Here is a 14,077-nt window from a genome sequence, read left to right as displayed (position 1 = left end):
AAATCGTCATCATCTCCCCCACATATCAATCAATCGTATGTTCCGATTCGATGTGCGAAATCGAGCGTCTCATTCGGTAATTCGTCCGAAACTGTGACTATTGGGTGCGAAATAGGAAACTGATCCTGGTAAACGGGTGGTGAGACATCCGAGCGGCCCACCTTTGGTGAACCCATGCAAGATACGTGCTCTGTAGTCAGCACCGTCGTTCAGAACTACCGTATCTCTGCCAGCTCCCGCCCAATCGATTTAGAGGGTGCCTTCACCACGGCGTTTTCTTTGTCCGACATTGGATCGACTTTTCGCCGCCATTTATCGGTTAGACCGGTATGACAGAGCCCACTGAGAAGTCATTCGATAAAGAGATCATCGTGGAACGGCTACGCACGCAAGGTCTGCCGAATCAAGTTCGCTGAGTCGAACGTGGAAAATCGTAAAATCCACTCGAGGCGTGAACTCGGAGCTACCGGACCTCGCCCCACGTGCCGACGAGGTCACCCTCGTAGAACCGGCGCTGCTGGAATCCGAGCGCGTTGCAGATCATCGTGTGGCCCATGAAGGAAACGGCGTAGTCGGCCATCCCGAACGGGTGTAGCTCACGCTGGTTCGCCGGTGGGAGGACCGAGCCGAGGAGGTTGATTTCCGCAGCACCAGCCTGGAGTGACCCGGCTGCAACGCCCTCCTCACTCTGTCCCGATCCCTCGACACCTCGCATCCGCCCGGCGATATCCCCGCCGGCAGCCGTGAAGGCTTCGTCGTCAATAATCGTCGCTGGTTGGTCGTTCGTATTGGGAACATACCCGACCTGCGGGCTCTTCCACATCTCGCGCTGGAGCGGTCTGATGTCATCGAGGAGGTATTGGTCGAAGTTCCGATCGATCAGATTAGCAATCCCGACTTCGACGGTCTGGATGTCCGCTGCAGAGATTGCTTCGGCGTCGCCCACGTCGAGCTCGTCGAGGAGATACAAACCCGTGTCCGTCAACACGAGGTCACCACCTGCCTCGACGAACTCCTCGATCTCCGCGATGTACTCGTCGTCGTTACGACCGACATCATGGGAGACGACGAGTTTGTCGAAGTGACGCTTGCCGGAGTTGCCGCGCATCAGGCGGCCGATCCGGACATCGTGGACCCGCAATCCCTCCATGCTCCCGGATTCCAGATTTGGTGCGAGATCGGCGAAGAACTGCATCGGATTGACAACGTACTCCTCCTGAGAGTACCCGAAGGCCTCCTCTGGGTCGGGGTGTTCCTCCTCGCTTTCGATGGTAACGAAGTCGGCCCCAACTTCTCCGTCACCATCGAACTCGACCGACCAGTCGCCGTCTGCCGGTCCCGGGACGTAGAAGCTCTGATCGTCCGTCTCGGCGAGGTCGATAGTCCGAACGACCTGCCCACCTGGATTGACCAGTTTCACGACCCCCTCCTCAACCCCATTGTCGTGGAGTTCCACGGCGAGGGAATGTGTCTGCCTCTGCGAGGAGACATCTGTCCGCCCCGACGGGCCCGGTTGCACCGTCTCGTGTCGGGTCTGGACCTCCGTCGCTCGGCCCTGCCCTCGGCCGTTGCCCTTGCCGGGGCTCTCGTCGGTGTGTGATAGGTCGGCCGACTTTCGGGTGAGCTCCGAGGTCGTCACGTAGGCGGTGTCCTGGTCACCCGTCGCGACCGTCGCGTCCGTGTTCGCTGCGCACATCTCAGCGAACTCGCGCATCGAAAGTCGATAGGCCGTCGCCAAGTGGCGCTCGATGTACGGACGCCAGTTTACCCAAGCCCGCATCGCCAATTCGGGGGCGACCGTGACGGCACCGAGGCCACCGAACTCTTCCGGCTGGCCCGCCCAGCCGAGCAGTCCACCGGTGATGTTGTAGCCCAGCGAGTCGTAGATCGACCCGTAGTCGAGCAGTTCGTCCGGAACGTAGTTGTCCGGGTCGCCGAAGATGGTGTCCTTCCCTGCACGGATGGTGTCGGCAGCGATCGCCTCTGGACTCCCCCACTGGTCGGTCATCGCCGCGTCGATGCGCCTGTTCACCTCGTCGAGGTTGTGGGTACCGTCATGCTCGTACGCGGCGTTGGACTCGAGGTTTAGCACCATCGTGTCCGCGAACCCCATCATGTGGTAATCACAGAGATACTCGATATTGTCGTATTCACGGAGATGACCGACGGTCGCTAGAGCGTCCGGGACGACGTCGTCGTATCCCACGTCGTAGCCGGGGCGTACGTCGGGAGCATTTCCGTGATCGGCTGGCCAGAACGCGGGATTCGCCCATCCGATCGTCGGGTATTGGCGGTTAGTGTCGACTTCCGATGCGTTCCCCCGGTAGTGGCCATAGTGGGGTGAGCCGAAGAAGCTAGCGTACGGGTTCGGTCCGAACTGTGGCTTGCGGACGGTCCAGCCGTCTGGGTTGATGTAGACCCAGACGATAACGATATCGTCGAGGAGACTGGTGAACTCCTCAGCCTCGCCCTTGGCGGCTTCCTCGACGATTCGACTTCCGGCTTCGACGCCGGCACGCTCGTTGCCATGGATACCGACGATGAAGACGGCCTTGTCCTTCTCTTGGAACGACGCCTCGTCCTGGATGTCGTTGGTTAGTTCTGCGACGTAGATGTCCTGTGGGTCGGGCTCTTCGCCCGTGTAGAAGTTCTGCCACCCCGGTCCTTGGCCGATCCGGTGGACGCGGACCCTGTCGGGATACTCCGCTGCGAGGTGGTCGAGTGCCTGGCCCGCTTCTGGATGTGAGATCCAGTCACGTGCGTCCTCGACATCGGGAAAGACACCGTCCGAATACGGCTCGTCCAGCTTCCAGAACGGGTTGGCACCCGGTGAGAAATCGACGTGTTCGATGCCGCCGATTCCATCGAACGCGAATTCGAGTTCCTGTGCCGTGATGTGTGCGTGTGCAGACGGGCTGGGAGCGTCACGTGTCACCACTTTCGGCGCACGGTTGTCATCGTCGATATTCCAATCAGGTTCGCCGTACTCGTCGTAAAACTCCTCTAGTGACCCGCTATCTGCGAACTCGATCGCAAGCGCGGCCTCGTATTCCGCGGGTGTCGAGTTGACGACGAACGCCGCCAGATCCGTCATCGAGTCGTCGGTGACGTCCGCTTCGACCGTCTCTTGGCCAGCGGCCGTGCTCGGGAGGGCAAGTGCAGCTCCGGTTACCGCTGCAACTCGGAGGAACGTCCGTCGATCGACCGAACTATCCTCAAACGCGTCCTCGCCCAGTGCTGTGGCTTCTTGATAGGTGTACCGTGTTTCTTTCTTGTTTTGCTCTACCGAACCGTCATCGTCTATATCTGGTTGTGTCATCGGATACCGTGGGTGTCGCCACCGACCACCAACTTCACTACACCCCATAATAAAACCGACTAGTAACTTTACATACTCGTTGTTACGATATCATATTTGGAGTACATTGTAATTCGGACGGTTGGAATTAGCTGCTATCAAGTGTTAAGATTAAACGATTGGTATTTATGGCCCGTTGAGCCCTACTGATAACTTAGTGGGAGCTATCATGCAGATCTCAGATGACACGAGTTTGTTCGATTTCTTAAATCTTTATTTACCCGTAACGACGGTCGCGAATTACCCAAACAGTGCTAGCTGTACTGCGTCATTCGATATCCATCCCGGCGACGATTTCGAACGTCTCAGTGCCATCGAACCGTGTCGGATCGAACCGCCGAACACCGTCACCGCCGAGTATCTCGTCCGTGATTCGCTCACCGAGTGCCGGGGCACGCATGAATCCGTGCCCGTGGAACCCCGTTGCGACGAACAGTCCCGATCGGAGTTCGCCAACCAGCGGATCGCCGTCCGGGGTCGCAGTACAGAGTCCTGCCCACGCCTTGCGAACGCCGATCTCGTCCGGTCGGATCCGCTCAGCGATCCGTTCGCGTGTCTGCTGGACGAACTCCTCGTCGGCGTCGCGCTGCCAGTGTTCGGGATCGCTCTCGACTCGTTCCGTCCCGTCGCCAACGAGGAGACCGCCCGTGTGCGGCCGGAAATAGTAGTTACCGGTGGCGTCGAAGCACATCGGCACGGTCTCGCTGGTCGGAATGGGGTCCGTCACGAGCGCCTGAACTCGATACGGCTTCAGCGGGATCGAGACGCCAGCGGTGTCGAGTATGTGTTTCGAATGGGCTCCACCGGCGACCAGTACTGCATCGAACGATCGCTTCTCGTCCGCCGCAGGGACTTGTAGCGGATCGGTGGCGATCTCGACCGGTGTTTCGGTCCGAATCGCTGCACCGTTTTTCCTGGCGCGTTCCGCCATCACTTCGACGTAGTTCTCGGTTTCGGCGTAGCCAGCCCCGTGTGCGATCGCCGCCACGGCGACGTCGTCGGTAACCAATCCCGGAAACCTGTCGTAGAGGTCGTCCGGAGCGACGAGCGAGACGTCGAGCCCCAACTCGTGCATCCGTCTCGATTGCGTTCGGATCGCGGTTGCCCGCTTTTCGTCACCGGACCGAGCCAGCCAGACGTAGGGTAACTCGGTAAACACGCTCGGAAGCTCCCGAAACCGTTCCAGCGAGCGGGTGGCGATTCTCGCGTCGGTTCGATCGGCGAACGCGTCGTAGCAAACGCCTGCGGCCCGTCCACTACTTCCGGCCGCGAGCGATCCCCGTTCGTACAACGTCACGTCCGCCCCTCGTGTGGCGAGTTCCGCAGTGGCAGTCACACCGATCGCTCCGGCCCCGACGACGGCGACCGTTGAGGGTTCCATTGTCACCAGGCATGCTACCATCTCAGGTGAGTCTTCGGGGTCCGCAGTCGGACGGATCGCTGTCGTCGAAATCCATTTGACGTTACCTCGAACAGTCCGAAGGGTGTGGCTCGATGCCTTCCGTCACCGGACGGTGTGGAACGCCGCCGCCAACCAGCGACGGTACGACGCCCCGACCGATCCGTGGACGTTCGTCCACGTGGACCCGAGCGCTGTCGGGCGATTCACTGTCGTCTCGCTACGGTCGGGACTCGGCAGCGTACACGACGGTGACTGGGACCGACCGGCAAACTGTCGGCGGATCGATGAAACACCCATCCATGAAGGACTGACACAGCGGTTCGAAGAGGGACGCGACTGGACAGAGACCGTCTACTACGGGCACGCTATCGAGCAAATCGAGGACGACAGCGAACACAAGGGCGTCGAGAGCGTCGGCGAGCTACGCGAAGGGCTTCTTCCGGCCCTCGACGATCTGTATGCGGACATCCGCGACGAGGGGTACCGCCCGAATCGCGGAGTCGTGTACGATGAGCCGGAGGACGCCGGCTACATCCACGACCTGGAGCCGATGGTGCTCGTCGGCCGCGAGGGAGAAATCATCTGGACCGAGGGGTTTCACCGGCTCGTACTCGCCGCCCTCGCGGGCGTCGATACGATCCCGGTGTACGTCCTCCGGCGTCACGAGGCGTGGCAGCGGGTCCGCGACGCGCTCGCGAGGATGACGCCCGAGGAGCGACCACCGAAGTTGGACCAGCACGCGACCCATCCGGACGTCCGGGATCTCGTTTCGTGACGCAGACTCGAAAGTGATTCTCGAATTCGCGAGTCGAACCACAACCCATTACGCCGCGGGAATCGTACCGAACGCATCATGCAGCCCTTGCCGGTCACGAGCCTGCTCCCGACACAAATCGGTGGGCTCGGCGTCACGGCCGGCTACGGCCTCGCGGTGTTCTTCCTCATCGGGCTGTTCGGCGGCGCACACTGTATCGGGATGTGCGGGCCGCTCGTCGCGACCTACGTCGAGCGCATGGAGTCAGACGACCGGTGGTCGGGCGCGCTCACCCTCTACGAAGTGCGCCAGCACACGCTGTTCAACCTCGGTCGGACGGTGAGCTACGCGCTCATCGGAACCGTTTTCGGCGCTGCCGGTGCGCTGCTGTACGGGACGATCGGTCTCGCCGGAATCCTCGGCCCGTTTCAGGGCGCTGTCGGTGTACTCACGGGCGCAGCGATCCTCGTGATGGGACTCACCCGGCTGGCGGGCTACCGCCAGGGGGCCGTCGAAGGCGTCATCGCCGGCACCGGCATCGGGTCGGTGTTCGCACGGAGCTACACGGCGATCTCGACACGGATCGATCGCTGGGTCAACGGCGTCGGCATCCTCGGCCTCGGCGCGCTACATGGACTCCTGCCGTGCATGCTGCTCTATCCGGCCTTCCTGTACGCGTTCGCGCAGGGATCGCCTCTCTACGGCCTCCTCTCGCTCGGCGCGCTCGGGATCGGCACCGTGCCGAGCGTGTTCCTCTACGGAACGGTGATCGGGTCGGTGAGCGCCCGCCAGCGGCAGGTCGTCCACTACGGGCTGGGCGTGTTGTTCATTGGGCTCGGGTACGTACTGCTGGCGATGGGATTCATGCGCTTTGGCGTCATGCTCCCGCTGCCCGATATCCCGTACTACCAACCGCTCGCCGGATCAGGGACGATGGCCTGAGATGTCCAGTTGTACCCTCTGTGAACTCTCCGTCGAGGACCCGATCACGAGTACGGAGGTTGACGGCGAGTTCTGCTGTCGGGGCTGTCTGGAGGTCGCACGGCTCGTCGACGACGGCGAGGACGTCGACCTCTCGATCGCGGCCGTCCGCGACCGCGTCGCGGCCGAGGACTCCCGACCAGAGGTTCCCGACGGTGCCGAGACCGCCTACCTCTCGATCGACGGGATGCACTGTCAGACCTGCGAGGGGTTCATCGAGCTGCTCGCCGAGGAGGAAGCGGGCGTCCACGAAGCCAGAGCGAGCTATGCGACCGAGATGGTCCAGGTGGTGTACGATCCCGACCGGATCGACCGCGACGCGATCGCCACGGCTCTGAGCCGTCTCGGATACCAGGCCCACGGCCCCGACGAGGAGAACGACTCGCTGCGCTCGCGCGTCGAGTTCGGCAAGTACCGCGCCGTTCTCGCGGCCATTCTGATGATGCCGGTGTTGGTGCTCTACGTGCTGTTCATCTACCCCGTGTATCTCGGCATCTATCCCGAGAGCTTCCTCTACGGAACCACCGTCGAGGCGATGGTGTTCGGTCCGCTCGCGGTCTGGAGCACGTTGATCCTCGTCGGACTCGGCTACCCGATCTTCCGCGGGGCCTACGTCAGCCTCCGTGTCGGCCGTCCGAACATGGACGTGCTGATCGCCATCGCGGTGCTTGCGGCCTACGGCTACTCGATGGTCACCTATCTCACGGGCGGGCGCGACCCGTACTTCGACGTCGCAGTGATGGTGCTCGCGATCGTCACCATCGGCAACCACCTCGAATCCCGTGTCAAACGCGCCGCACTCGGCAACCGCGCCGACCTCACCGATTCGCGCGTCGACGAGGCCCGCCGACTCGACGACGACAGCGACGCCACCAAAACCATCGAGATCGCCGACTGTGAGCCCGGCGACCGCCTGCTGGTCAAGCCCGGCGAGCGCATCCCGGTCGACGGCACCATCGTCGACGGGACCGCCGCGATCGACGAGGCGCTCGTCACCGGCGAGTCCGTCCCTCAGCGCAAATCCGTGGGCGACGAGGTGCTCGGCGGCTCGATCCTCACCGACAGTGCAATCGTGGTCGAAGTCGGCCCCGACGCCACCAGCACGATGGATCGCCTCGTCGAACTCCTCTGGAACGTCAAGAGTTCGTCGACGGGCGTCCAGCGCCTCGTCAACCGGTTTGCGGTGCTGTTCGTTCCTTTCGTGCTCGTGCTCGCCGGACTGACCGCCGCCGGCTGGTTCGTGCTCGGCAACGACCCGAACACGGCCGTGATGGCTGGCGTCTCGGTGCTGGTGGTCTCGTGTCCGTGCTCGCTCGGGATCGCCACCCCGCTCGCGCTCGCGGCGGCCACCCGCGACGCCACCGACAACCGGATGCTCGTGCTCAACGAGACGGTGCTCGAACGGGTCGACGACTCCTCGGTGGTGGTGTTCGACAAGACCGGGACGCTCACGACAGGGAAAATGGAACTCGCGGACGTCGTCGGCGACGATCCCGACGAGGTGCTCGCGATGGCGGCCGCCGTCGAGCGCCGGTCGAGCCACCCGATCGCCGCCGCGATCGACGACGCTGCCCCACCGACAACCCGTTCGGTGTCGAGCTTCGAGCGCGCCGACCGCACCGTGTCGGCGCTCGTCGACGGCACCCGCGTGGTGGTCGGCCATCCCGACGTCTTCGACACCGACGAGTGGACGAATTCTACTACGATCGAGGCGGCCGTCACGGACGCCTACGAGTCGGGCACCCATCCCACGGCGGTCGCGTGGGGGGGTGTCGTCCGCGGGGTCGTCACAGTTCAGGATACGCCTCGGGAGAACTGGGAGACGGTGGTTTCGGAACTCGCGGACGCGGGCCGGGAAATCGTCGTCCTGACCGGTGACGACGAGCGGATGACCGGGACGTTCGCGAACCATCCAGCGGTCGATCACGTGTTCGCGGGCGTGCGCCCCGAGTCGAAGGAGGCGATCGTCCAGGGCCTCCGCGAGCGCGGGACGACGACGATGATCGGCGACGGGACGAACGACGCGCCCGCACTCGCCAGCGCGGACCTCGGGATCGCGGTGTCGAGCGGCACCGAACTCGCGATCGAGGCGGCCGACGCGGTCGTGCTCGACGACCGCCTCGACGCCGTCCCCGAACTGTTCGAGCTAGCGAGTAACACTCGCGGACGGATCAAGCAGAACCTCGTCTGGGCGGCGGGCTACAACGCCATCGCGCTCCCGCTCGCGATGGCCGGTATCATCACACCGCTGATCGCCGCCGTCATGATGGCGATCAGCAGTCTCATCGTCGTTTTCAACTCGAAGCGCCGACTCCTCCCGACGAACGAGCGGCAACCGGTCGAAACCGACCCTGACGACCGCGACGATCGGATCGGCACCCCGACACACTCCGACTGACAGGCCGAACCGGAGCGGTCCTCCGTTCCTCGCCCTCTGCTGCCGGCGGCTGCTCGACAGTTCTTTAAGTGCCTCTGGCGACAAGGTATAGATACGAGCGGGGTGTAGTCGGCATCCGTTCGTGATGCTTTTTCGCAGTAACCCACCATTCAACTGTCGGTAGCCGTTACGCCGTCGACATGGCCGACGACACGCCCGAACCGGTCGCGCCGACGGATGCGGACGAGGGTTCGGCCGGGGAGCCGACGATCGTCCGATTGAGCCGACGACCCGGCGACAGCGCCGTCGCACGGGCTGATCTCCAGCGCGACGAAACCGTTCGCCGGTGGGGGTTGGTCACGCCGAGCGCGACCCGGATCGGCCGGGCCGACTCACCCGACGGTGACCTCCGAGAGAACCTCCGCCGGCTCCACGAGGAGCGCCATCCCGCGATGGAAGGGTACAGCGAGCGTGCTCACCGCCTCGAAAAGCTCCGGCTGACCCACGCCCTGTGCGGCGATTGCTCACTCACGCCGTGGCAGCGCGACCGCTCCATCGGGATCATGGTCGATCTCGACCTCACCGCGTTCGGCAGCCAGCGCGCGATCGAGAAGGTCGCGCTGGTCGTGATCCGCCACGTGGTCGACCGCGAACGCGAGCGCCACCTCGGCCTCCACGACGACGAGTGGATCGCCGAGCAGTCGCCCGAGCGCCTCGCCGACCTCTACGACCAGTTCCACTCGATCACCGACGAGGACCGATTCACCGATCTCTGTTCGACGTACGATCTCGACGTCACCGCTCTCAACCGGCTGCGCCGAACCTTGACCGAGCAGCTCGACGAGCAGGATCTCCACGGCGCGGTGTACGGCCGCAACCCCTACCGCGATCCGAACCTCCCGAGTCTCGGATCACCCGCCACCGCCGTTTCGACCGGTTCCGGTGGGTGACGGCCGGTCGAATCGATACCCGACCGGTGTGATTTCTCGATCCCTCACGATTCGATCCATCGTCGCCGTTCCTGTTCACTGAGCGACGTACTGACTCCCGACCGACAGGGTAATTGCCACCCAGTGGAATCACCGAGTAATGCAACGACGACGATTCATCCGCCGAGCCGGTGCTGGCGTGGCGGGGCTGACGCTGCTCGCGGGCTGCACCGGCAGCAACGACGGTGGCGGCAGCGGGCAGAACGCGTCCAACTCGTCGGCCACGAACGGAAGTACGGAATCGAACGGGACGTCCAGCGGGAACGGAACAGCCGGTGGCGATGGAACGGCTGGCGGAAACGGGACGAGCGCCACGAACGAGACGGGTGCGACGACCGGCAGCGCGTCGGCGAGCGGGACGCTGACCGTCGCGACGTACTCCTCGTTCACCGGCGAGGACACCGCAGGCAACTGGCTCAAATCCGCCTTCGAGGCGGAGCACTCGGGCACGACCGTGGAGTTCGTGACTCCCGAGAACGGCGTCAACCAGTACATCCAGCGGGCCAAGCAGGGCGCGCCGATCGACGCCGACGTGTACGTCGGGCTAAACGCGAGCGATCTCGTTCGGGTCAGCCAGCAACTCGACACGTCGCTGTTCCAAACCGCTGCGGACAGCCTCGACCGCGCCGACACGGTGAAAGACGAGCTGAACGTCGACCCGAACGGGCGCGCGATCCCGTACGACACAGGCTACATCAGCCTCGTCTACAACGAGGACGAGGTGGAGGAGCCCCAGACCTTCGCATCGCTCCTCGAATCGCGCTACGAGGGTGATCTCATTACCCAGAACGCCCAGCAGTCCGATCCGGGGCGCGCATTCTTGCTCTGGTCGATCATCACTCAGGGTGAGGACGGCTACCTCGACTACTGGGAGCAACTCCTCGGGAACGGCGTCAGCGTGCTCTCGGACTGGGAGCCGGCCTATCAGGCGTACATGGACGGCGAAGCCCCGATGGTGGTCTCGTACTCCACGGACCAAGTGTTCTACCACGGGCCGGACGTGAACATGGCGAAACACCAGATCGGGTTCCTCAACGATCAGGGCTACGCGAACCCCGAGACGATGGCGCTGTTCGCGGACAGCGAGAACGCCGAACTCGGTCGGCGGTTCATGGAGTTCGTCCTCACCGAGAACGCCCAATCGAACATCGCCGTCAAGAACGTCCAGTTCCCCGCCGTCAAGGGCGTCACTCCCAGCGATGAGTTCGCGAAGTACGCGAAGGAACCGCCCGAACCGGTGACGTTCTCGTATGACGAACTCGCGGGTTCGGTCGGGACGTGGGTCGAGGAGTGGGCGAGGCTGGTCGCGGGCGCGTGACGACGCTGCGGCGGTGGACTAGCCGACTCGCGCTTCCGGCCGGCTTCGCGCTGACGCTCGCGATACTGATCGCGATCTTCTACTATCCAGTTGGAAGCGTCCTCGCCGAGGCCGTGGTTCGCGGCGGCCGACTGACGGTCGCCCCGCTAGCCGACGTGCTCGCCGATCCGTTCTACACCGGCGTCGCCCACCACCTGTTCGACGACCCGACGAGCGTGCCGGCCGGCGTGCTCGCGTGGATGCGAGCCGGGTTTCCGTCCGTGGAGTTCGGGCTGTTCGGCTTCACGGCCAACCAGGCGCTGCTCTCGACGGTGGCGAGCGTCGTCGTCGGCCTGCCGGGAGCGTATCTGCTCGCGCGCTACGAGTTCCGTGGCCGGCGGGCGCTCCGCTCGCTCACCATCCTGCCGTTCGTGCTGCCGTCGATCATGGTCGCGGTCGGCTTTCTGGCGATGTTCGGCCAGACAGGGGTCCTCAACGACGTTCTCGGTGCGCTCGGGCTCGGTGAGGTGAACCTGCTGTTCACGCTCGAAGCCATCGTGCTCGCCCACGCCTTCTACAACGCGCCACTCGTGACCCGACTCGTGACCGCCGCGTGGGAGACCGTCGACGCGCGGCGCGTCGAGACCGCACGCGCGCTCGGCGCGTCGCCGCTGCGTGCGTTTCGGGACGTCGTCGCGCCTCAGCTGCTGCCCGCCCTCCTGACCGCGGCGCTGCTCACGTTCGTCTTCACCTTTCTGTCCTTTCCGATCGTGCTCGCGCTCGGCGGGCTCCGGCTCGCCACCGTCGAGGTCTGGCTCTACGCCCGGGTCCAGGACCTCGCGCTCGCCGAGGCCGCCACCCTCGGAGCGATCGAAACCACCCTCTCGCTCGGGCTGACTTATCTCTATCTCCGATACGAGGCCCGGCAGACGAGCGCACGCGGTGGGGGAGCCTCCCGTCCACGACAGGTGTTCGTCCAGGGCTGGCGGACGCTTCGCGACCCCGTCCGGATGGGTCTCGGGATCTACGGGGTGGGGATTCTGGTTCTGTTCGTCGGCCCGCTCGCGAGTATGGTTCTCGAAAGCGTGACCGGACCGAACGGCGGATTCACGACGGCGTACTACGAGTTCCTCGTTCGCCAACAGGCCGCCACGGGGACGGGGACCGTCCGGCCGCTCCCGGCGATCACGAACTCGCTCACGTTCGGCTTCAGTACTCTGATCCTCGCGGTGCCGATGGGGATCGTGGTTTCGGTGGTGGCGGTGCGGGGCGGGGCCGGCTCGCGGCTCGCGGAAACGATCATGACCGCCCCGCTCGCCGTCAGCGGCGTCGTCGTCGGGCTCGGGCTGCTACAGACTCTGGTTTTCGGCACCGAGATACTCGGCCACCGGATCGTCGTGGGCGGCGCGGTCGCGGTTGTCGCCGCCCACGCTGTCGCGGCCTACCCGTTCGTGACCCGCAACGTCACCCCCGCGCTCGGTGGCCTCGACACCCAGCTGCTCGACGCGGCCCGGTCGCTCGGCGCAAGCCGGTTTCGGGTGCTCCTCGATATCGAGTTGCCCCTCGTCGCGGCGGCCGTGCTCGCCGGGAGCGCGTTCGCGTTCGCCATCTCCATCGGTGAGTTCGATACGACAGTGTTACTCGCGGAGGGCGTCAGCAGCTACACGATGCCGGTCGCGCTCGAACGCTACATCGGGAACCGCTCGCTCGGGCCGAGTCTCGGGCCGGCGACGGCGATGGGAACGGTACTGCTGGCGGTGACGGCCGCGAGCTTTCTGGTGATCGAACGCCTCGGCGGGCGGTGGGAGCCGTGACCCGATCCGAAACCGGCGTCGAGGCCACCGACGGCGGGACGGATCCGGGCGTCGAACTCGACGGAGTCAGCGTGACTTTCGGCGGCGTGACCGCGCTTCGGGACGTCTCCATCGCGGTCGCAAACGGCGAGTTCTTCACCCTCGTCGGGCCGTCTGGCTGCGGGAAGACCACGACCCTCCGCACCATTGCAGGGTTCGAGACGCCCGCGGCCGGTCAGGTCCGGATCGGCGGCCAGCGAGTCGATGACGTTCCTCCCGAAGAGCGCGACGTCGGGATCGTTTTCCAGAACTACGCACTCTTTCCCCACATGAGTGTGCGCGAGAACGTCGCGTACGGCCTCCACTTTCGCGACCCGCCAGGCGACGCCACCACCGAGGAGCGGGTCGACGAACTTCTTTCACTAGTGGACATGGCGGGAATGGGCGAGCGCGACCCGTCGGCGCTGTCGGGTGGTCAGGCTCAACGGATCGCGCTCGCCCGGGCACTCGCTCCCGGTCCCGAACTCCTCTTGCTCGACGAACCGCTCTCGGCGCTCGACGCACGCCTCCGCGAGCGACTCCGGGTGACCGTCCGCGACATTCAGCAGGATCTCGGGATCACGACGGTGTACGTCACCCACGATCAGGCCGAGGCGCTCGCGATCAGCGATCGCGTCGCGGTGGTCAACGACGGCCGCATCGAGCAGGTCGATACGCCGGAACGACTCTATCGCGAACCCGCCTCGCGGTTCGTCGCCGAGTTCGTCGGGGACAACAACCTCTTCGACGGCGAGGTGTCCGCGACCCAACCGCCGCGTGCGCTCGTAGACGATCACGAGATACGACTTCCCGAATCCGCCGACGTGTCGACCGGGGAGTCGGTGGCGGTGTGCGTTCGCCCCGAGGCGATCTCTCTCGATAGCGGCGAAACGACGCTGACCGCGACCGTCGAGAACAGCGAATTCCTCGGCGACGCCTATCGGCTCCACTGTACGTGGAACGGCCGCTCGCTGCTGGTGAAAACCGACGCCAGGCAGCCGCCGGATGACTCCATCAAGGTGGGGTTCGACGCAGCCGATGTCCACCTGCTGTCCGGTGAGTGAGAATCCGGTGTTTCCGTGACTTT

General features: G+C 64.4%; 9 protein-coding genes. 7 read left to right on the top strand and 2 right to left on the bottom strand.

All coding sequences use genetic code 11. From position 1 onward, the window contains the following. Positions 1 to 463: 463 nt before the first annotated feature. Positions 464 to 3,319, bottom strand: a complete 2,856-nt coding sequence (locus C449_RS15400; RefSeq protein WP_006078966.1) for a M14 family metallopeptidase — start codon at positions 3,317 to 3,319, stop codon at positions 464 to 466. Positions 3,320 to 3,626: 307 nt separating this feature from the next. Next, the gene (locus tag C449_RS15395; protein ID WP_006078965.1) at positions 3,627 to 4,739 is read right to left on the bottom strand and encodes an NAD(P)/FAD-dependent oxidoreductase; all 1,113 of its coding nucleotides are present in this window, start codon (positions 4,737 to 4,739) and stop codon (positions 3,627 to 3,629) included. Positions 4,740 to 4,842: 103 nt separating this feature from the next. Here C449_RS15395 and C449_RS15390 point away from each other — a divergent pair, with 103 nt between their 5' ends. From C449_RS15390 to C449_RS15360, 7 genes are all read left to right on the top strand, one after another. Then, positions 4,843 to 5,535, top strand: coding sequence for a hypothetical protein (locus C449_RS15390; protein WP_006078964.1), 693 nt, complete (start codon positions 4,843 to 4,845; stop codon positions 5,533 to 5,535). Between the two features lie 78 nt (positions 5,536 to 5,613). Continuing rightward, a complete protein-coding gene (locus C449_RS15385; protein WP_006078963.1) occupies positions 5,614 to 6,456 on the top strand; it encodes a sulfite exporter TauE/SafE family protein in 843 nt (280 codons plus the stop codon). Between the two features lies 1 nt (position 6,457). Further along, a complete protein-coding gene (locus tag C449_RS15380; RefSeq protein WP_006078962.1) occupies positions 6,458 to 8,893 on the top strand; it encodes a heavy metal translocating P-type ATPase in 2,436 nt (811 codons plus the stop codon). A gap of 179 nt (positions 8,894 to 9,072) precedes the next feature. After that, on the top strand, positions 9,073 to 9,822 hold the full coding sequence (locus tag C449_RS15375) for a hypothetical protein (RefSeq protein WP_006078961.1): 750 nt from the start codon (positions 9,073 to 9,075) through the stop codon (positions 9,820 to 9,822). A gap of 139 nt (positions 9,823 to 9,961) precedes the next feature. Further along, a complete protein-coding gene (locus C449_RS15370; protein WP_006078960.1) occupies positions 9,962 to 11,179 on the top strand; it encodes a thiamine ABC transporter substrate-binding protein in 1,218 nt (405 codons plus the stop codon). Continuing rightward, positions 11,152 to 12,972 (top strand): ABC transporter permease, encoded by a 1,821-nt coding sequence (locus C449_RS15365; protein WP_006078959.1) that lies wholly within the window; start codon positions 11,152 to 11,154, stop codon positions 12,970 to 12,972. Before C449_RS15370 ends, C449_RS15365 begins: the two co-directional genes overlap by 28 nt. Then, complete coding sequence (locus C449_RS15360) at positions 12,960 to 14,054, top strand: ABC transporter ATP-binding protein (RefSeq protein ID WP_006078958.1); 1,095 nt, start codon at positions 12,960 to 12,962, stop codon at positions 14,052 to 14,054. Before C449_RS15365 ends, C449_RS15360 begins: the two co-directional genes overlap by 13 nt. The last annotated feature ends 23 nt before the right edge of the window (positions 14,055 to 14,077 follow it).

Origin of the sequence: Halococcus saccharolyticus DSM 5350, from assembly GCF_000336915.1 — an archaeon.
GTDB classification, from domain to species: Archaea; Halobacteriota; Halobacteria; order Halobacteriales; family Halococcaceae; genus Halococcus; species Halococcus saccharolyticus.
The sequence above is the reverse complement of the archived record's forward strand: the minus strand, read 5'-3'. Positions and strand labels throughout refer to the sequence as shown.

Coding starts and splice junctions, on each gene's coding strand:
- C449_RS15400 (WP_006078966.1), bottom strand. CDS start 3,319: ATGACACAACCAGATATAGACGATGACGGTTCGGTAGAGCAAAACAAG.
- C449_RS15395 (WP_006078965.1), bottom strand. CDS start 4,739: ATGGAACCCTCAACGGTCGCCGTCGTCGGGGCCGGAGCGATCGGTGTG.
- C449_RS15385 (WP_006078963.1), top strand. CDS start 5,614: ATGCAGCCCTTGCCGGTCACGAGCCTGCTCCCGACACAAATCGGTGGG.
- C449_RS15380 (WP_006078962.1), top strand. CDS start 6,458: ATGTCCAGTTGTACCCTCTGTGAACTCTCCGTCGAGGACCCGATCACG.
- C449_RS15375 (WP_006078961.1), top strand. CDS start 9,073: ATGGCCGACGACACGCCCGAACCGGTCGCGCCGACGGATGCGGACGAG.
- C449_RS15370 (WP_006078960.1), top strand. CDS start 9,962: ATGCAACGACGACGATTCATCCGCCGAGCCGGTGCTGGCGTGGCGGGG.